The 19579-nt window shown below is 66.8% G+C and carries 20 protein-coding genes; 3 read left to right on the forward strand and 17 right to left on the reverse strand.

The features are described from left to right. Positions 1-102: 102 nt before the first annotated feature. Positions 103-1950, reverse strand: coding sequence for a translation elongation factor 4 (gene lepA, locus AC3WTE_RS22180; RefSeq protein WP_492441163.1), 1848 nt, complete (start codon positions 1948-1950; stop codon positions 103-105). Between the two features lie 94 nt (positions 1951-2044). On the opposite strand from lepA, the gene AC3WTE_RS22185 reads away from it, so the two are divergent. Beyond that, positions 2045-2659 (forward strand): type II toxin-antitoxin system PemK/MazF family toxin, encoded by a 615-nt coding sequence (locus AC3WTE_RS22185; RefSeq protein ID WP_492440967.1) that lies wholly within the window; start codon positions 2045-2047, stop codon positions 2657-2659. Between the two features lie 108 nt (positions 2660-2767). Here AC3WTE_RS22185 and AC3WTE_RS22190 read toward each other — a convergent pair whose 3' ends face one another. From AC3WTE_RS22190 to AC3WTE_RS22215, 6 genes are all read right to left on the reverse strand, one after another. After that, positions 2768-3376 (reverse strand): GNAT family N-acetyltransferase, encoded by a 609-nt coding sequence (locus tag AC3WTE_RS22190; protein WP_492440969.1) that lies wholly within the window; start codon positions 3374-3376, stop codon positions 2768-2770. 39 nt (positions 3377-3415) lie between these two features. Beyond that, a complete protein-coding gene (locus AC3WTE_RS22195; protein ID WP_492440971.1) occupies positions 3416-3847 on the reverse strand; it encodes a CBS domain-containing protein in 432 nt (143 codons plus the stop codon). 84 nt (positions 3848-3931) lie between these two features. After that, positions 3932-5209 carry an MFS transporter gene (locus tag AC3WTE_RS22200; protein ID WP_492441165.1) on the reverse strand — a complete coding sequence of 426 codons (1278 nt, stop codon included), beginning with the start codon at positions 5207-5209 and terminating at the stop codon, positions 3932-3934. 237 nt (positions 5210-5446) lie between these two features. Further along, the gene (locus tag AC3WTE_RS22205) at positions 5447-6286 is read right to left on the reverse strand and encodes a transglutaminase family protein (RefSeq protein ID WP_492440973.1); all 840 of its coding nucleotides are present in this window, start codon (positions 6284-6286) and stop codon (positions 5447-5449) included. A 1-nt stretch (position 6287) separates the two neighbouring features. Then, positions 6288-7259, reverse strand: coding sequence for an alpha-E domain-containing protein (locus tag AC3WTE_RS22210; RefSeq protein ID WP_492440975.1), 972 nt, complete (start codon positions 7257-7259; stop codon positions 6288-6290). After that, positions 7259-8815 (reverse strand): circularly permuted type 2 ATP-grasp protein, encoded by a 1557-nt coding sequence (locus AC3WTE_RS22215; protein ID WP_492441167.1) that lies wholly within the window; start codon positions 8813-8815, stop codon positions 7259-7261. The genes AC3WTE_RS22210 and AC3WTE_RS22215 overlap by 1 nt, the downstream gene beginning before the upstream one ends. A 350-nt stretch (positions 8816-9165) precedes the next feature. On the opposite strand from AC3WTE_RS22215, the gene rpsT reads away from it, so the two are divergent. Continuing rightward, positions 9166-9426 (forward strand): 30S ribosomal protein S20, encoded by a 261-nt coding sequence (gene rpsT, locus AC3WTE_RS22220; RefSeq protein ID WP_459369099.1) that lies wholly within the window; start codon positions 9166-9168, stop codon positions 9424-9426. Between the two features lie 92 nt (positions 9427-9518). Here rpsT and holA read toward each other — a convergent pair whose 3' ends face one another. The 5 genes from holA to AC3WTE_RS22245 form a co-directional block, all read right to left on the reverse strand. After that, complete coding sequence (gene holA, locus AC3WTE_RS22225) at positions 9519-10475, reverse strand: DNA polymerase III subunit delta (protein ID WP_492441169.1); 957 nt, start codon at positions 10473-10475, stop codon at positions 9519-9521. Between the two features lie 64 nt (positions 10476-10539). Further along, positions 10540-11898 (reverse strand): type I glutamate--ammonia ligase, encoded by a 1359-nt coding sequence (locus AC3WTE_RS22230; RefSeq protein WP_492440977.1) that lies wholly within the window; start codon positions 11896-11898, stop codon positions 10540-10542. Positions 11899-11928: 30 nt separating this feature from the next. Further along, positions 11929-13398: a ComEC/Rec2 family competence protein gene (locus tag AC3WTE_RS22235; protein WP_492440979.1), complete on the reverse strand. Its 1470-nt coding sequence runs from the start codon at positions 13396-13398 to the stop codon at positions 11929-11931. After that, the gene (locus tag AC3WTE_RS22240; protein WP_492440980.1) at positions 13395-14213 is read right to left on the reverse strand and encodes a ComEA family DNA-binding protein; all 819 of its coding nucleotides are present in this window, start codon (positions 14211-14213) and stop codon (positions 13395-13397) included. The genes AC3WTE_RS22235 and AC3WTE_RS22240 overlap by 4 nt, the downstream gene beginning before the upstream one ends. Positions 14214-14515: 302 nt before the next feature. Next, positions 14516-14851 (reverse strand): hypothetical protein, encoded by a 336-nt coding sequence (locus AC3WTE_RS22245; RefSeq protein WP_492440982.1) that lies wholly within the window; start codon positions 14849-14851, stop codon positions 14516-14518. A 288-nt stretch (positions 14852-15139) separates the two neighbouring features. On the opposite strand from AC3WTE_RS22245, the gene AC3WTE_RS22250 reads away from it, so the two are divergent. Further along, positions 15140-16189, forward strand: a complete 1050-nt coding sequence (locus AC3WTE_RS22250) for an NAD(P)H-dependent amine dehydrogenase family protein (RefSeq protein ID WP_492440983.1) — start codon at positions 15140-15142, stop codon at positions 16187-16189. 57 nt (positions 16190-16246) lie between these two features. Here AC3WTE_RS22250 and AC3WTE_RS22255 read toward each other — a convergent pair whose 3' ends face one another. From AC3WTE_RS22255 to nadD, 5 genes are read right to left on the reverse strand one after another with little or no spacing between them, the layout of a single operon-like run. Continuing rightward, a complete protein-coding gene (locus AC3WTE_RS22255) occupies positions 16247-17101 on the reverse strand; it encodes a DegV family protein (protein WP_492440985.1) in 855 nt (284 codons plus the stop codon). Between the two features lie 2 nt (positions 17102-17103). After that, positions 17104-17838, reverse strand: coding sequence for a diglucosylglycerate octanoyltransferase (octT, locus tag AC3WTE_RS22260; RefSeq protein ID WP_492440987.1), 735 nt, complete (start codon positions 17836-17838; stop codon positions 17104-17106). Beyond that, positions 17828-18496: a glucosyl-3-phosphoglycerate phosphatase gene (gpgP, locus tag AC3WTE_RS22265; RefSeq protein ID WP_492440989.1), complete on the reverse strand. Its 669-nt coding sequence runs from the start codon at positions 18494-18496 to the stop codon at positions 17828-17830. Before gpgP ends, octT begins: the two co-directional genes overlap by 11 nt. Continuing rightward, positions 18493-18903, reverse strand: a complete 411-nt coding sequence (gene rsfS / locus AC3WTE_RS22270) for a ribosome silencing factor (protein ID WP_492440990.1) — start codon at positions 18901-18903, stop codon at positions 18493-18495. The genes gpgP and rsfS overlap by 4 nt, the downstream gene beginning before the upstream one ends. Further along, positions 18900-19514 carry a nicotinate-nucleotide adenylyltransferase gene (nadD, locus tag AC3WTE_RS22275; RefSeq protein ID WP_492441171.1) on the reverse strand — a complete coding sequence of 205 codons (615 nt, stop codon included), beginning with the start codon at positions 19512-19514 and terminating at the stop codon, positions 18900-18902. Before nadD ends, rsfS begins: the two co-directional genes overlap by 4 nt. Positions 19515-19579: the final 65 nt, after the last annotated feature.

Below are 19579 nucleotides of genomic sequence, written 5' to 3' on the forward strand. Positions count from 1 at the left end.
AACCGAAGATGACACGCCGCGACCCCACTCAAAACCCGAGTGCATCAACCACGCAACACAAAACGCAACAGCCACCTGCCGCGGAAAATCGTGCACAAATCACTACTTCTTGGGCTTGTCGCTCGCCGCGTCGGAAGACAGGGCCGCGACGAAGGCTTCCTGCGGCACCTCGACCCGGCCGATGGTCTTCATGCGCTTCTTGCCCTCCTTCTGCTTCTCCAGCAGTTTGCGCTTACGGGTGATGTCACCGCCGTAGCACTTGGAGAGCACGTCTTTGCGGATGGCCCGAATGTTCTCGCGGGCAATGATTCTCGAACCGATGGCCGCCTGCACCGGCACCTCGAACTGCTGACGCGGGATCAGCTCCTTGAGCTTGGTCGTCATCTTGTTGCCGTACGCGGCCGCACCGTCCTTGTGGACGATGGCCGAGAACGCGTCGACGGCCTCGCCCTGCAGCAGGATGTCGACCTTCACCAGGTCGGCCTCCTGCTCGCCGGCCTCCTCGTAGTCCAGGCTGGCGTAGCCGCGGGTGCGCGACTTCAGTGAGTCGAAGAAATCGAAGATGATCTCGCCGAGCGGCATGGTGTAGCGAAGCTCGACGCGCTCCGGGGACAGGTAGTCCATGCCGCCGAGCTCACCGCGCCGCTGCTGGCACAGCTCCATGATGGTGCCGATGAATTCGCTGGGCGCGATGACCGTCGTCTTCACCACCGGCTCGTAGACGGCGCGGACCTTGCCCTCCGGCCAGATGGACGGGTTGGTCACGACGAGCTCGGTGTTGTCCTCTTTGACCACCCGGTACACCACGTTGGGCGCCGTCGAGATGAGGTCGAGGTTGAACTCGCGCTCCAGGCGTTCGCGGGTGATCTCCATGTGCAGCAACCCGAGGAAGCCGCAGCGGAACCCGAAGCCAAGCGCCACAGAGGTTTCCGGCTCGTAGGTCAGGGCGGCGTCGTTGAGCTGCAGCTTGTCGAGCGCCTCCCGCAGCACCGGATAGTCCGAGCCGTCGACCGGGTACAGGCCCGAGTAGACCATGGGCTTGGGCTCGCGGTAACCGGTCAGCGCTTCGGTGGCACCGTGGCGGGCCGACGTCACGGTGTCGCCCACCTTGGACTGGCGGACGTCCTTCACACCGGTGATCAGATAGCCGACTTCCCCCACGCCGAGGCCGTCGGAGGCCTTCGGCTCAGGCGAGACGATGCCGACCTCGAGCAGCTCGTGCGTCGCCCCGGTGGACATCATCTTGATCTTCTCGCGGGGATTGAGCTTGCCGTCGACGACGCGCACGTAGGTCACCACGCCGCGGTAGATGTCGTAGACCGAGTCGAAGATCATGGCCCGCGCGGGCGCATCCGCATCGCCAACGGGCGCCGGGATCAGCCGCACCACCTCGTCGAGCAGCTCACGCACGCCCTCACCCGTCTTGCCGGAGACGCGCAACACATCGGACGGTTCGCAACCGATGATGTGGGCGATCTCACCGGCATACCGATCGGGGTCGGCGGCCGGCAGGTCGATCTTGTTGAGCACCGGAATGATCGTCAGGTCCCGGTCCAGCGCCAGGTACAGGTTGGCCAGCGTCTGCGCCTCGATGCCTTGGGCGGCGTCGACCAGCAGCACGGCGCCCTCGCAGGCCTCCAGTGCGCGCGACACCTCGTAGGTGAAGTCGACGTGCCCCGGGGTGTCGATGAGATGCAGCACGAACTGCTCGCCGTTGACCTCCCACGGCAGCCGCACGTTCTGCGCCTTGATGGTGATACCGCGCTCGCGCTCGATGTCCATGCGGTCCAGGTACTGGGCCCGCATGTCCCGGTCGGCGACCACACCGGTGATTCCCAGCATGCGGTCGGCCAAGGTGGACTTGCCGTGGTCGATATGGGCGATGATGCAGAAGTTCCGAATCTGCGCCGGCGCAGTGAACGTCTTGTCGGCGAAACTGCTGATGGGAATCTCCTGGTGACGATGGGTCTGCGCGTATCACGCGCGGCTACCAGGGTATCTAGCGAGGACCCCGGCGGCTAAATCGCGGCCCCGAAACTCCCCTATGCTCGATGGCATGGCGTCGCAGTGGAGGACGTTCCAGCGTCTGGCGGAACAATTGGTGTTCAACGAGGCGCCCAAGCTCATCCGCACCTTGCAGCAGCCCGACGGGTTGTCCCGGACCATCCAGCAGGGCATCCGGTTCGGCATCGAGGTGGGTCTCACCGCACTCGGCGCGGTTTCGACGGAGCCTCAGGCGGCCATCACCGCCGGACGCCCGGTCACCGAGAACATCGTCCCCACCGCGCACCGCGCCCGGCGCATCGTCTACTCACCCAACCTGGACGGCCAGGCCGATCCGGGCGAGATCGTCTGGACCTGGGTCGTCTACGAAGACGACCCGACCCGCGGCAAGGACCGCCCGGTGCTGGTCGTGGGCCGCGATCGCAGCACCTTGCTGGGGCTGATGCTGTCCAGCCAGGACCGGCACCAGGGCGACCCCGACTGGGTCGGCATCGGCTCCGGCAGCTGGGACTACGAGGGACGCGCCAGCTGGGTGCGCCTCGACCGCGTGCTCGACGTGCCGGAGGAAGGCATCCGCCGCGAAGGCGCGGTCCTCGAACGCGATAAGTTCGAGATCATCGCCGCCCGCCTCCGCGCCAGCTATTCCTGGAGCTAGGCCCCCTTCCGCCCCTTTCCGCGAGCGTGCGTGTCTGTACCGCAATACGCCGCGTTCCGCGTACATTTTGGGCGCCCTCGCGGCCGCTGACGGTGCGCGCAGTGCGCTTTATCGCGCCGGCCGCCACATCGGAATCAGGCTGGGCCCGCCGTTCGGCAGCACCATCTCGCCGGTGACCTCGAATCCGAACCGCTCGTAATACGGCACGTTCACGGGGTTGCTCGACTCCAGATACGCGGGTGCATGTTCGGCGTCGACCCGGTCCAGCCGGGACTTCATCAGGGCCTGGCCGAACCCGCCGCCGCGAACAAGAGGGTCGCTGCCGATCACCGCCAGATACCAATGCGGCTCTTCAGGATGATGCTTCTTCATCAGTTCGGAAGCCGCCTGCCCGCGCAGCACGGCCGCGCCCAACGTCAGCAGCATGATGGGCGCGATCCGCAGTTCGTCGCGGCGCGTCTGCTGCCACGCCCCCGGGGGATCCCACAACGCCGCCGCGCCGATGCCGTCCGCCGACGAAGCGATCTCGATGCCGCCATGGTCCAGATGCTGATACTTGGCGAGCGCCGCGAACAGGCGCGGCAATCGGCGTCGACGCGCTGGGTCGTCGGGAATCATCCATGCCATGACCGGGTCGTCGGCGAAGGCGCGGGCGAGGGCGTGCGACAAAGCCCCGACGTCGGAACGCGTGGCCGCGCGGGTCTGAATTTCAGGCATGCCGCCAGCTTGCCGCGAACCGTCACGCTGATGGAAGATTCAGCCGCCCTGAGTGATGTAGTCCTGCAAGTGCTGCTGCTCGGTCTCGAGCTCTTCCATCCGGGTCTTGACGACGTCGCCGATGCTGACGATGCCGGCCAGCCGGCCGTCGTCGAGGACGGGCACGTGCCGCACCCGGTTCTGGGTCATCAGCACCACGAGGTGGTCAACGGTGTCCCGCGGCGTGCAGGTCGCCAGAACGGTCGTCATGATCTCCGAAACCGGCTGGCCCAGTAGGCCGCCGCCACGCTTGTGCAGCTCGCGGACCACGTCGCGTTCGGACACGATGCCGGCCAGGCCGTCCGGTCCGACCACCACCATGGCTCCGATGTTGAGCGCCGCCAGGCTGGCCAGTAGTTGGGACACCGTGGTTTCGGGGGCGATGGTCGCTACCGCGGCACCCTTGTTGCTCAGTACGTCCGCGATCCGCATTGCGCGCCTCCGATCGTGATACACCTCACACCAATGGTAGTCGGGCGCACACGTACAGAAGGGATTTAGCGCACCTGTCAGATATCAGTGTGAGTACGTCGACGCCGTCTCCGCGAGGCTCTTGCCCGCAGTCTCGGGCGCGAGCCACTGCGACAGCGCGGCCCCGACAAACGCGACCCCGGCAGCGACCAACATGCTCACCGACATTCCCAGATGCGCGATCGACCACGGCAACAGAAACGTGCCCATGCCCGCGCCGATCCGGCTGAATGCGGCCGCGAAGCCAGTACCGATGCCACGAACCTCGGTCGGGAACACCTCCCCCGGATAAACCTGGGTGAGCGTCGTGTAACCGGCATTGAAGAACGAGAAGGCGAAGAACATCACCAGCACGGCCATCGCCGGCGCACCGCTCCACAGCGCGATCAGCGCCAACAACACGGCACACAGCCATTGGGTGGGTACCGACAGCACGCGCCGGCCGAGCTTGTCGAGCAGCAGCGCGGTGCCAAGGACGCCGAGACAGGCAAGTGCCGACAAGCCGACCCCGCTCGCCAGGCCCTCGCCCATGCCGTACTGCTTGAGCACCTTGTCGGCGAAGGTGGCGATGGCGAAGTACGGGGTGACCGCGCAGAACCAGAAGCCGGAAGTGAACAGGGTGGCCTTCCAGTTGGCCCGATTGAACAGCATCGCGAACGTGCCGTCGACTCCCCGCTTGTTGTCGCAGCCCTCGCTCTCGCGGGTCACGGCGGCGGCCTCGAAAAGGTCCATGTACTTGTTCGCGATGGCCAACGCTTCTCTGCGCCTGCCCTTTTGGATCAACCAGCGCGGCGATTCGGGAAGGCCGATGCGGGCCAGGAACAAGCCAGACGCGATCACCGTGCTGGAGCCGATGATGATCCGCCAGTTCACCTCCGCGTCCATCAGGGCGTGCGCGACGATGAACGCCACCATGAACCCCACATACCAGGCCACCAGGGTTGCGCCGAGCAGACGGCCCCGCAGCCGCGCCGGTGCGAACTCGGTCATCAGCGGGAAGCCGATCGAGTACTCGCCGCCGATCGCGATGCCCATCAGAAAACGGATGATCAGCAACTGAAGCGCTGAGGTGATGAAGAACTGACCGAGCGCCACAAAAAATTGCAGGAACGACGCGATCACGAACAAACCCATGTCGATGAGGAACATGGGCTTGCGGCCGAACTTATCGGTCATCCAACCGCCGATCGGGGCGCCGACGAAGATGCCGAAAAGAGTGCCGGCAGCAATCAGCCCGATCCACAGATCGCTGACGCCGAGGTCGGACTGGATCAGGACGGTCGCCGGCCCGATGATGCCGAGGATGTAGCCATCGAGGAACATGCCGCCGATGAGCACAGCGGTGAGCCTGATGAGAAAACGGCGCCGGAACTCCGGCGTGCTGGTGGCGACGCCCTCGGCGTCCTTTCCAGCGGGGCTCGTGTCGGTCGTCTCAAGCACCACGTGTCTCCCCACGTTCTGTATGTGACGCAAATAGCGCAACGAACCGCGCCATATGCAACAGTGCGGGGTAGGTCACACAACGTGTCAAGGTGAGAGGTTCGGCACTCTCCCCCAGGTTCAGGCCAGCCGGGTGATCTCCACGACGACATCCAGATCAGTGGATCCCTCGCCCGAGTAGATGCCCTTCAGCGGTGTGACGTCCGCATAGTCCCGTCCCACTGCGACGGTCACGTACTGCTCGTTGATCTCGACGTCGTTGGTCGGGTCGTAGTCCCACCAGCCCCCGGTCCACGCCTGCACCCAGGCGTGGCTCTGTCCTTCGATGGTGTCGCCGACCTCGGCCCGGCGCTGCGGATGCAGGTAGCCGGACACGTACCGCGCCGGAATACCCATGGTGCGCAACAAGATCAGCGTCAGGTGCGCGAAGTCCTGACACACCCCCTTGCCTTCACGCAGCGCGTCCAGCCCGGACGAATGCACGCCAGTGGTGCCCGGGACGTAGTCCAGTTCGGTGTTGACCCAGTTCGCCGCGGCAGTCACCGCTTCCTGCGGGTCGTAGTACTTCATGATCCGCTGGCCGACCCGCTGCAGCCGCTTGCTGACCGGCGTGTACGCGGTCGGCACGAGCAGTTCGTCGAATCGGTCACGCACGCCGCCACTGGCCAGGTCGTCCCACGTGACCAGTTCGGCAGGCATCTCGCCCTTGTCGGTCTCGACGACCGACGACGACGTCACCTCCAGTTCGGTGTGCGGCGCATGCAGATCGAAGGTGGTCACCGCGGTGCCCCAGTAGTCGATGTACCGGTACGAGCGGGTGGCCGGTACGGTCTCCACCCGGTTGAGGATGACGTTCTGCCGCGAGTCCGAGCGTGGCGTCAAGCGAGCTTCGTTGAACGACGCCGTCACCGGTGACTTGTAGGCATACCCCGTGGCATGGACAACCCTGAGCCGCCACATATCAGATCTCACCTTCCTCGATGACCGCCACCGGGTGGCCCGCGTCGGTCCACGCGACCCATGGCGCCGCGTGAAAGTACTCCAGCGCCAACGCCTCTCCGATTTCCCGGCAGCTGCGTTGCAGACCCGCCAGGCGCGCCTCCAGGGAGTCCAGCAGCAGACCCGGCCGCAGGAACTCCAGCTCGCTGCGGGCCCGGCCGAGCAGGCGCTGCGCCTCCCCGGTGGCGCCGACCCGGTCATGCGGCCGGTGGTGCAGTTCATCCAGATGCCGCTCCGCCACCCGGAGCGAGTAGAACACCGACCGCGGAAACAGCCTGTCCAACAACATGAATTCGACGACACGGCCGGCGTCCAGCACGCCGCGGTAGGTGCGCAGATAGGTGTCGTGGGCACCGGCCGAGCGCAGCACCGTCACCCATGCCGGCGACGACGCACTGTCACCGACGCGGGCCAGCAGCAGGCGCACCGTCATGTCGACGCGCTCGATCCCCCGGCCCAGCATCATGAAGCGGTAGCCGTCGTCACGCGACAGCGTCGAGTCGGCCAGGCCGGCGAACATCGCCGCGCGTCCTTCCACGAAGCTCAGGAATTCGTGCGGCCCGAGCTTTCTGGCGGCCCGCTCGCGGTCCGCCAGGGCGTTGAAGGTGGTGTTGAGGCACTCCCACATTTCGGTGGACGTGACTTCTCTTGCACCGCGGGCATTTTCCCGCGCGGCCGAGATCGACTCGACGATCGAATTCTGTCCGTCACCCCGGCCGAACGCAACCAATTCGGTCAACGACCACATGTCCAAGGGCGCCGCAGGTGGTTCGATTCCCAAGACCCGCAACAATGTTCGGGACGCCAGGTCGGGGTCGACGCTCGAGTCCTCCAGCAACTGGTGCACAGTGACGTCCAAGATGCGGGCGGTGTCGTCGGCCCGCTCGACGTAGCGGCCGATCCAGTACAGCGATTCCGCGTTGCGTGCCAACATCAGTACATCACCTCCTGTTGCTGTTGCTGTTGCTGTTGCTGTTGCTGTTGCTGTTGCTGTTGGTGGGCGGTTTGCACGGCCTGCTGCGGGGGCCCGTCATCGGCCGCCTGACCGCCAGACGGCAGCGCGCGGACCACTTCGGCGGCGGCGAGTTCACGGTCGGCGGTCGATGCCCGCGATGCCAGCACCCAGGTGTCCTTCGATCCCCCGCCCTGGCTGGAGTTGACCACCAGCGAGCCCTCGGGCAGTGCCACGCGGGTCAGCCCGCCCGGCAACACCCACACGTCGTCGCCGTCGTTGACCGCGAACGGCCTCAGGTCGACGTGCCGCGGGGCGAGCTTGTCGCCGATCCGCGTCGGCACCGTCGAGAGCTGGACCACCGGTTGGGCGATCCAGCCGCGCGGGTCGGCGCGGACCTTCTTCGAGATCGCGGCGATCTCCTTCTCCGAGGCGTCCGGCCCGAAGACGATGCCGTAGCCGCCGGACCCTTCGACCGGTTTGATGACCAGTTCGCGAATCCGGTCGAGCACTTCCTCGCGCTCTTCGTCGAGCCAACAGCGGTAGGTGTCCACGTTCGCCAGTAGCGGCTTCTCGCCCAGGTAGTACTCGATGATCGTCGGCACGTAGGTGTAGACCAGCTTGTCGTCACCGACCCCGTTGCCCACCGCGCTGGAGATGACGACGTTGCCCGCCCGCGCCGCGTTGAGCAGTCCCGCGACGCCGAGCACCGTGTCGGGCCGGAACTGCATGGGGTCGAGGAACATGTCGTCGATCCGGCGGTAGATGACGTCCACCTGGCGCTCGCCTTCGGTGGTGCGCATGTAGACGACGTTGTCGCGGCAGAACAGGTCGCGGCCCTCGACCAGTTCGACGCCCATCTGCCGGGCCAGCAGAGAGTGCTCGAAGTAGGCCGAGTTGTAGACGCCCGGAGTGAGAACCACCACGGTCGGGTCCGCCTCGTTCGATGCCGCGGCGTTGCGCAAGGCCCGCAGCAGGTGCGACGAGTAGTCACCGACCGCCCGGACCCGGTGGGTGGCGAAGAGGTTGGGGAAGACCCGCGCCATGGTGCGCCGGTTCTCCATGACGTACGACACCCCGGACGGCGAGCGCAGGTTGTCCTCGAGCACCCGGAAGTCGCCCTTGTCGTCGCGGACGAGGTCGATACCCGCGACGTGGATGCGGACACCATTGGGCGGGACGATGCCCGCGGCTTCCCGGTGGAAGTGCTCGCACGAGGTCACCAACCGGCGTGGAATCACGCCGTCACGCAGGATCTCCTGGTCGCCGTAGACGTCGTCGAGATACATCTCGAGCGCCTTCACCCGCTGCTTGATGCCCTTTTCCAGCTTCGACCACTCGGTGGCCGAGATGACCCTGGGCACCAGATCCAGCGGGAACGGCCGCTCCTGACCGGACAGCGAGAACGTGATGCCCTGGTCGGTGAACGCACGGCCGAGTGCTTCGGACCGGGCCGCCAGTTCGGACGCGTCGGACGGCGCCAACTCGGCGAAGACACCCTTGTAGAGACCGCGAACGACGCCGTCGGCGTCGAACATCTCGTCGTACGCATCGGCATAGCTGTCGACATCGTCGTAGCCGCCGAACACACCGTCGTAGCGATTCCCTGGTGTGGTGCGCCGCGTCCGTACGGGGCCACTGTGCGATGTCCGTGGGCTCATGGCAGACATGCTGCATCAACCTGGCAGTTTCGGCAGGGCAACTTGGCATTCACCGATATGCTCGGGTCATCGCCAGTCAGTGCGCGGGCGCCGCGCTTTGGGGATTTCGCGTGGACGCTGGTAACCTGAACAGTCGCTGCCCGTGGACGGGCGAAGAGCGCAGACTTAAGACCGAGCATGCTCGTCCCAGAGCATGCCCAAATTGAGATTTAGAAGGAACGACACGCGTGGCCAACATCAAGTCGCAGGAAAAGCGCATCCGCACCAACGAGCTCGCACGTCTGCGCAACCAGTCGGTGAAGTCGGCGCTGCGTACGGCCATCCGCGGTTTCCGTGAGGCCGTCGAGGCGGGCGAGAAGGACAAGGCCGGCGAGCTGCTCGTCGCCACCAACCGCAAGCTGGACAAGGCCGCCACGAAGGGTGTCATCCACAAGAACCAGGCCGCCAACAAGAAGTCGGCGCTGACCCTGGCCTTCAACAAGCTCTGATCTGAGCCTGTAAGTTTTCGCGGAACCGCGGCCCGTTGATCGGGCCGCGGTTTTGTTGTGTCCGCCTCAGCTCTGGCGGCACATTCGGCAGCTCAGCTGTCGGCCAGCTCAGCGACGCGGCGCACCGCCGATTCCAACGCGTAGTCCGCGTTGGCCGCGACACCCTTGACGTCCGCGTTCAGCGCCGCGACCACCCGCAAGGCCTCGGCCACGGTGTCCCGGTTCCACCGCCGGGCCTGCTTCTGCGCCTTCTGCACGCGCCAGGGCGGCATACCCAGCTCCCCCGCCAACCGGTACGGGTCACCCGACACGCCACCGACGCGCGCGATCGAGTGCACCGCCTCGGCCAGTGCGTCGGCCAGCACCACATGCGGGACGCCGCCCGCCATCGCCCAGCGCAAGGCTTCGGCGACACCGCTGACGTCGCCCGAGACGGCCTTGTCGGCGATGTCGAAGCCGTTGACCTCCGCCTTGCCGGAGTGATAGCGGCGCACGGCCGCCACGTCGATCTGCCCCCCGGTGTCGGCCACCAGCTGTGAGCACGCCGCGGCCAATTCGCGGATGTCCGAGCCGACCGAGTCGAGCACGGCATTGATGGCGTCGTCACTGACCTTCACCTTCAGCGACCGGAATTCCTTGCGGACGAAGTCGGCACGCTCGGCTGCCTTGGTGATCTTGGCGCACGGATGCACCTCGGCGCCAAGCTTTTTGAGCTGATCCGCCAGCGCCTTGGCCCGGCCGCCACCGGAGTGCACGACGACGAGCATGGTGCCGCCCGGCAGGTCGGCCGCGGCGTCCGCGATGAGGGCGACGGCGTCCTTACCGGCTTCGGCGGCGGACTCCAGAACCACAACGCGTTCCTCGGCGAACAGCGACGGGCTCAGCAGTTCGGCGAGCTCGCTGGTGGACACGTCGCCGGCACGCAGTCGGTCGACCGGCACATCGTTGTTCATCGCCCCGCCGTTGCCGGCCTGCTTACGCGCATCGCGCAACACGGCCGCCACAGCACGCTCGACCAGCAGTTCCTCGTCGCCCAGCACCAGATGCAACGCCTCGGTCGATCCACTCACCCGTTGATCGTTTCATGGCGCGCTGACAAGCCCTCGCACGCACTCACACACTCCAAGCCAAACGGAACTTCTCGGCGAGTTCGGTGTCGGAGAGGCCGCCGTAGTTCTGGTGCTCGTAGCCGCGCACACCGAGGACGGCATCGGTGGCCGCGTTGCCGAGGATGTCGCGGACCACATCGCTGCTGCGCAGCGCGTCGAGAACCTCGATCTGCTTCACCGGCAGTGTCACCACACCGGCGCGCTCGCGTTCGGCTTCGGTCAGGGAACCCGGGTCGACGGTGACTTCGGGCGGCAGCGGCAGTGCACGGGTGATGCCGTCGAGCGCCAGCCCGAGGATGGTTGCCGACGCGAGATACGGATTGGCCGACGGGTCGATGATCTTCACCTCGACATTGGCGCCGTACGGATTACCGGATGCAGCGCTGACGAACCGCACCGCGGCCTCTCTGTTCTCGGTACCCCAGCAGACGTTGGCACCGGACCAGCTCCCCGGCTGGATGCGCAGCCCGGACACGATGGAGCCGCACAAGACCCCCTGCGCGCCAGGCAAACCGGCCAGCAGCCCCGCCACGGCGGCCTCGCCCGCCGGTGTCATCCCGCGCATCCCCGAACCGCCGGAGAACACCGGCACTCCATCATGATTCAACGAAAAATGCTGATGTGCACCAGAACCCACGCTGCCGGCGAAAGGCACTGGCGACAGACTGATCCGCAGGCCGTGGCGGCGGGCCACCCGTCCGATGATGATCCGCGCGAGCACCAGCTGATCGGCGGCGGCCACCGGATCGCGCGGTTCCAGCGAGAACTCGAATTGGTTCGCGCCGTATTCAGGGTGGAACTGTTCGATGGACACCCCTGCGGCGCCGGTCGCGTCCATCACGTCACGGACAAACCCTTCGAATTCGAGCACGCCGGCCAATCCGTACTGCGCCCACAGAACGGACGGCAGCTGCGCGCCGTCGGGGCCGACGACCACGAACTCGACCTCATGCCCGACGGAGGCCGTCAACCCGGCGGCCGCCAATCGCTGCGTAACCCGTTGCAGCACACCGCGACCGCAGTGCGGGTCTCGGTTGCCGTCCTGGGTGAAGAACGCCCCGGGCGCCCAGGCGAGTCCGTCGCCGAGGAGGTGTAGGCCCGCCAGGTCGATGCGCACCCGCCGGTCCCCGACCACACCGATCTGATCGCTCACCACGATGCCGGTCTGGTCAATGGCGAACACATGCCATGTCGGGCTGGTGCCCAGCCCGTGGTCAGCGAACACCGCCACCCGGCTGAGCGGAACCACCTTCGCTTGCGTCAGGCCCGCGGCGTTGACCACGGTGCCGATCAGGGTCCCGACGCCGGCCGCTTCGAGCGCCGCTACCGTCGCGGCCGCAGAGTCAGGAGAATGGTCGTCCACGTCAATAATTCTGCAACGCGGCGCCAGAGTTCACGGCCGTATCGCATTTCCTCGTCGTCGACGCCACGCGGCCAGCAGCAGCGCCACCCCCACCGTCGTCGTACCGAGCAGGAGAGCGCCGCCCCAACCCGACGGGACACTCACCGCCGCCCCGGGCACCGCGGCACTCCACCGCGCGACATGCAGGAGCCACCATAGTTCCGGCCCGGTGAACCGGATGAGCAGTTGCGCCGCGGCAGGCCAGAACCAGCCCACCGCGGCAGCCGCGGTACCGAGAATGGTGATGGGCGGAATAACCGGAGCCACAAGGAGATTGGCCGCCACCGCAACCAGACTCAGGCTTCCCGATATCGCCGCCACCAACGGCGCCGTCACAAGTTGCGCGGCAACGGCCACGCATACCGCGTCAGCGACCGGCTTCGGCCAGCCGCGGCCCACCAGCCGGCGCGACCAACCCGGCGCGATCACCACGAGTCCCGCCGTCGCCACCACCGACAGCGCGAATCCCGCATCCACGGCGAGCGCCGGTGAGATCACCATCAGCACCAGCACACTTGCCGACAACGCTGGGATCGCCTGCCGGCGCCGATGCACCAGCAGGCCCATCAGCATCACCGAACCCATTGCCGCAGCGCGCAATACGCTCGGGGACGGCTGCACGATGACGACGAACGCAAACAGCGTCAGCGCCGCCAAAGCCACGGCGATCCGCGGCCCGACCAGCGCCGCGCTCAGCAGAACCGCGCCGCACACGATGGTCACGTTCGCTCCCGACACCGCGGTCAGATGCGTCAGTCCGGATCGCCGGAAGTCCGCTGTGGTGTCCGACTCGACCGCCGACACATCACCCAGGACCAGGCCCGGCAACATCGCAGCCTGATCCGGCGGCAGCGCCAGTCGAGCGGCCTTGCCGAATTCCGCCCGCACGTGCGCCGCCGCGCGCTGCCCGGTCGAGGCCGTCCCGAACCGCGGCTGTCCCACCGCGGCCAGCACAGCCACGGACAGGTCGCGTCTCTTGGGCCGGGTGACCCTGGCCCGGAACGCCATCGGGCGGCCCACACCGACCTCCGAATACCCGACAGCAGGCGCGAAAACCATGACCCGCCCTGATGATTCGACGTCCTGAAGCCTCTGCAACGAGGCCGTGAACATCAGGCGGCCGCCCTGGATGGCCTTCGGGGACTCCGATGGCGTGACCGTGACCGTCACGGTGGTGCCGAACCGGGAAGCCAGCGGATGGGTGTCGACCGCATGCACACGCACCGTCGCGACGATCGCGAAGGCCGCCCCCACCGCCGCCACGGCGAGCACTGCGCGCCAGCGCACGTCGCCCATTCGCAGCCCGACTCCCACGACGCCTGCCACCGCGACCACCACCGCCGCCAGCGCCGCCCACGGCCCCCACCACAGCCCGACCGCGGTCACCGTCCAGCACGTCAGGGCTGCCGGCACCAACCGCAGGTCGACGCCCGGGACGTCCGGCGCGGGACTGCCCGTCACACCTTGACCAGTTCACGCAGTTTCTCCAGCCGACCCGGCCCGATGCCGTCCACCTCACCCAGCTGATCAACGCTCGTGAACCGGCCGTTGGCCACGCGCCACGCCACGATCGCTTTCGCCATGACCGGACCAATACCGGGCAACGCGTCGAGCTGCTCCTCGGTAGCGGTGTTCAGATCGACCGGCCCTTTGGGGCCAGCGCCTCTTCCATCACCGGACGGCCCCTTCTCCGGCGGTGCGGCCGTCGCGCCTGCCGAACTGCGCATCACCGCCGGCGCACCCACCGGAGCGGTGATGCCGACCAGGATCTGCTCGCCGTCGGCCACCTTGCGAGCCATGTTCAGGCCGACGAGGTCGGCGCCGGCCAGCGCTCCCCCGGCGGCGGTGACCGCGTCGGCGATCCGCGCACCGGCAGGGAGCGTCACCAGCCCCGGCTTGTGGACCAGGCCGGCGACGCTGACCACGACGTCCTCGGCCTTCACCGGGGGTGCGGGCGCTCCCGGTGTGCTGGACGAAACCATCTGCACCGGAGGCAGTCTCGCCGCGGTCACGGGCGGCTTGTCATCACCGAGCACCGCGATCACGGTCACCAGGACCGCGACCACGCCGACCACCGCAAGCGCGATCACCCCAGCACGCCCGGGGTCGGCCCGCACCGTCGCCAGCCACCCCGGCCCACCTGACACCGTGTCGGGCAGCCATCGCGACAGCGAGGTGTCGTCGTTCTGGTCTGGTTCTCCGTCGGGTTCCGTCGCGTCGCCTGGCTGTGCGGTCAGCCGCCGCTGCGCCCGGTCGACCGGTGTCTGAGTGACCATGTCCGCGACGTTAGGCACCGCCACCGACCGAAACGCCGCGAAAATGCCGCCACGCCGACTGCCTGTGGATCAATCGCGATCTGTGGATGATGTCGAGATGGAGCAAGGATTGATCAGACGCGCCTGCACACTTTCACAAATGTCGTGCGTGTCGCGTGGGCTTGTCAATCTTCGTTGCAAATGTACAGGCAAGACCGGCTTTGCTCATTGCCGTCAAACTTGCGCGATATGCATCGAGTAATTGACCGTTTATTCCACTATTCTGCCCGCAAATCGTGGTTCAAATACTCCCTCGACATCATTCATCGATTGCAGTTGAGATCAACATACGCAGTTTTATAGCGAATGAGATTTCCGACGTTCCCGGTCGGGCCTCGCTGTATCCAGGAGTGCTTGACAGCAGTGCCCTCCCGCACCGCGATCACCGTACATTGCTCGATGGGTGCGTTACCGATCTTGTTGACTATCGGCCGAAGTCCTTGTGCTTCCAGCTCACTGATCGTGGCCTGGGCCGATGCCTGCACCTCGGGCGCAGCCAGCGCCGGTGCCGCCGAGCCCAGATTCAACACGATCGCTACAGACGCAACCCCGGCACTCTTGGTAATACCGCCGCCCAACAATTCGATTTCCTTTCCCACATTGAGAACCGTTTATCTGCGCTTATCTCAAAGTTCAATTTTAGCCAGGATCGAACATGTGTCGAGATACTCATATGCGACGCATAATGATCGCCATGTCAATTTCATAATTGATTCATAGCCGTTTCAGAGATCGCCAGCTCATGGCGTCCGGATGAGAGGACTTGTCAATCTGTCTTGCATCTCGACAATGCGACGAATCGTCCGGCCGCCGGGACCCCCGACGTCGGGTAGACACCTGCGGCATAGTGTCTAGCGAAAGCGCACAGCCCCAACGAGGAGGCATCCATGACCAACGACCGACCGCTCCGCGTCATCCAGTGGACCACCGGCAACATCGGTAAGCGATCCCTGCACGCGATCATCGCTCGTGACGACATGGAATTGGTGGGCGTCTACGCGTACGGTGCCGACAAGGTCGGGGTCGACGCCGCCGATCTCGCCGGCTGGCCGGAGCCCACCGGCATCAAGGCCACCAACGACATCGAGGAACTGGTCGCCCTCAAGCCGGATGCCTGCTGTTACAACCCGATCTGGCCCAGCGTCGACGAACTGGTCCGCCTGCTCGAATCCGGCATCAACGTCTGTTCCAGCGCGGCCTGGATCACCGGCGGCAAGCAGTCCCCCGAAGATCTGGCGCGCATCCAGAAGGCCTGCGAGGCAGGCAATTCCACGATCTTCGGCAGCGGCGCACACCCTGGCCTGACGAACATGATGGGCATGGTGCTGTCCAGCGCGTGCGAGAGCGTCGACGAAATCCGCATCACCGAGTCGGTGGACTGCGGCGTCTACGAGTCGGCGGGAACCATGGCCGCGATGGGCTTCGGCAAGGACCCGGAGACCCCCGGGCTGGCCGAGAGCGTGCGCCTGGAGAGCGAAGTGTTCGCCGAGTCGGCCGCGATGATGGCCGACGCCATCGGCGCCAAGCTGGACAACATCACGTTCGACGTCACCTTCACCCCCGCGACCGAAGACTCCGACCTGGGGTTCATGCAGATCCCGAAGGGCACCGTGGCCAGCGTCTACGGCTATCACCGTGGCTGGGTCGGTGACAAGAACGTGGTCAGCGTCGGTTTCAACTGGATCATGGGCGAACACGTCACGCCGCCGAAGCCCGTCGCGCACGGCCATGTGATCCAGGTGTTCGGCGTGCCCAACATGCGCACCGTCGTGTACTGCCTGCCGTCGAAGGACTGGAGCGAGGTCAGCCTCAACGGGCTCGGCATGATCTACACCGCGCTGCCGGTCACCAACGCGGTGCCCGCGGTGGTTGCCGCCGCGCCGGGCATCCTGACCCTGAAGGACCTGCCGCCGGTCACCGGACGGTTCGCCGGCTAGGGAAATGCCGTTCTCAGCCGGTTGACCAACCACCGGGGTGCGGTGGGCCTGCCCGGGTCACTGACCCGGGTGGCGCTGCTCCTGCAAGTTGACGATCACGCCGACAGCCCCGGAGCCGACGTGCACCGCCAGCACCGGCCCCATGTCGGTCACCACGAGTGATTCGACCTGGGGCAGACGGGAAGTCAGGGCGGCACCGATCGACGCGGCGTCGTCGTGATTGTCGACGTGGTGCACGGCGATGGCTGCAGGCCGGTCACCGACCAGCGTGGTCACCCGGTCGATCAGCGCGGCATGCGCCTTGGCCACGGTCCGAATCCGCTGATCCAGCACCAGTCGGCCGTCGATGTCCAACTGCAGCAACGGCTTCAGCGACAACGCGGTGCCCAACCAGGATGCGGCCGTGCCGATGCGGCCACTGCGGCGCAGGTTGTCCAACCGATGCACGACGATGAAACCGTGTTGCTTGCCGGACTCCGACCGGGCCTGCGCCTCAACGGCGTCAAGGTCCGCTCCGGCCGCCGCGGCCCGGGCCGCGGCGAGGGCGACGAACCCGACCCCCATGGCCGCCGATCGTGAATTGACCACGCGCACGGCAGGACCCAGTTCCCGGCCGACGGCCGCGGCGGCGCTGAACGTGCTCGACAGGCCGGCCGACAGGTGCACCGCGACCACGCCGTCGCCGCCGCTGTCGGCCAGCGCCTGCGTGTAGACGTCGGTCAGATCCGCGGGCGCCGCGCCCGCGGTGGACACGTGCGACCGGTCCTGGATGTCCTGCGGAATCGGGTCGACCCCGTCCTGGTAATCGATACCGTCCTGCAGCACGTGCAGGGGGACCACCCGAATGTCCCAGCGCTTCAACTGATCCGGGTCAAGCCGGGCCGACGAGTCCGTGACCACCACCACGGTCATGACTAGTCGTCAGTCCGCTGCGACACCACACCGGCCTCGGCCAGCCCCTTGAGCATGAGTTCGGCAACCGCGCGGTGCGCCTCGAAGTTCCAGTGGATGCCGTCCGGATTCGCCCGGCCCGACATCACCTCGTCACCGACGGCGGCCTTGAGGTCGACGACCGGAATCTCCTTCGCGTCAGCCCAATCGGTGATCGCCGCCACCGTGGCGTCGCGCCACCGGTGCGAGCTCCCGTAGGTCTCCGCGATGTGCACCGACGGAATCGTCGCGACGAACGGAATACCGGGACGGTTGAAATCGATTGCCCCGCGGGTTTCTTCGAGGTATTCGACAGTCAGGTGCGCCGGCAGCGCGGGCCGGGCGATCGGCGACAGCCGCGGCTGCAGCCAGCCGTAGCCGTCCCGCACGATGGGGCGCAGCCACGACGGACGCACGTAGCGGATGAGCTCCCGCAGTGCCGTCGGCAACGGCGACGGCAAGGAGTCCATGCCGCACGTCGCGAAGATCACCGCGCCGGCCTTCGGTAGCGCCGCCCAGGAACGCGGGTCCTGGGTCGCCGCCCACCACACGTCGCGGCAGGTCCAGCCGATCCGGCCGATCAGCTCCAGGTCCCAACCGAGTTGGGAGGCAACGATGTTCGGCCAGATGCGCGGATCGTCGGACGGCAGGCCGCCCGTCGGGCCGTAGTAGGACAACGAGTCGCAGAAGACGAGCAGGACAGGACGGTCAGAGGACATCGTTGGCCACCTGAGCCGAGGCGTTCCAGACGTCCAGGCGCCACGTCACAGGATCGCCGTCGGCCAGTCCGGCGCTGTGTCCCGACAGCTGTACCCAGCTGGCGTTGCCCATGCCGCCGAGCACCGGCCAGTTGTCCACCGGGAGGTCCAGCAGGGCGGCGGTCAGCGCCGCGATCAGGCCGCCGTGCGCCACGAGCACCACTGGGCGGTCGACCTCGTCGACGCCCCACTCGGGCAGCTTGCGCAGCTGCTCGATCACCACCGGCAGACTACGATTCGCGACGTCCACCCGACTCTCGCCGTTGTGCGGCGCCCAGCGGGCATCCTCCCGCCAGGCCAGCCGCGCGCCGGGTGCGACGGCGTCGACCTCCTGATGCGTCAGGCCCTGCCAGTCGCCCAGGTGCGTCTCGCGCAACCGCTCATCGACGGACACCGGCATGCCGGCCTGGTCGCCCAGCGTGGTCGCGGTATCGAGGGCACGGCGCAGATCGGACGACACGATCACCAGTGGCTGCCGCTTGGCCAGCACCTCGGCAGCGGCGACTGCCTGGGCCCGGCCCAGATCACTGAGGTCGGTGTCGAGCTGGCCCTGCATTCGGCTGGTGGCGTTGTACTCCGTCTGGCCGTGACGCAGCAGCAGGAGCCGCCGGTTCCTCACTCGCCGTCCTCGTCCGACGCGTCGCCGTCGGGGTTCACCGGGAGCTCACCCTCGAGGTCTACTTCGACGGTCGGGCAATCCCGCCAGAGCCGGTCCAGCGCGTAGTACTCGCGCTCCTCCTGGTGCTGGATGTGCACGACGATGTCGACGTAGTCGAGCAGCACCCAGCGGCCCTCACGGGCGCCTTCGCGGCGGGCCGGCTTGTGGCCTGCCCAGCGCATCTTCTCCTCGACCTCGTCGACGATGGCGTTGACCTGGCGGTCGTTGGACGCGGAGGCGATCACGAAGTAGTCGGTGATGACCAACTGGTCCGACACGTCGATGACGCGGATGTTCTCGCCGAGCTTGGCGGCGGCCGCACGGGCGGCGACCGTCGCCATGTCGAGGGCTTCGGGGGTGGCCGTCATGTGTTCTCCTGCTGGTTCGCGGCCTGGTAGAGCCTCCGTTTGGATACGTATTGGACGACGCCGTCGGGCACCAGGTACCAGATGGGCCGGTTGGCCTGGGCGCGGCGACGGCAGTCGCTCGACGAGATGGCCAGCGCGGGCACCTCGACCAGGGTCAGGGCGTCGGGTGGCAGTTCTTTCTGTGCTTCCTCGATGTGCTTGCCGTCCAGCTCGTAGCCGGGCCGGCTGACGCCGACGAACCGGGCCGTGGAGAACATGTCCTCCCAGTTCTGCCAGGACAGGATCGAGGCCAGCGCGTCGGCGCCGGTGATGAAGAACAGGTCGGTGTCAGGGTTCTGCCTGGCCAGGTCGCGCAGCGTGTCCTTGGTGTAGGTGGGACCGCCTCGGTCGATGTCGACCCGGCTGACCGAGAAGCGCGGATTGGCAGCTGTGGCGATGACCGTCATCAGATACCGGTCCTCAGCGGCGGTGACGTGCCGGTCCCGCTTCTGCCAGGGCTGTCCGGTGGGCACGAACACCACTTCGTCGAGCTGGAACAGGTCGGCGACTTCGCTGGCCGCGACGAGGTGTCCATGGTGGATGGGATCAAAGGTCCCACCCATCACTCCCAGCCTGCGTCGAGTCACGATTGGCCAGCTTACGGCAGTGTTCGGAGCCAACTCGGGGGCAGGACCTC

The sequence above is a fragment of the Mycobacterium sp. FW102-FHT13B02 genome, assembly GCF_058790275.1.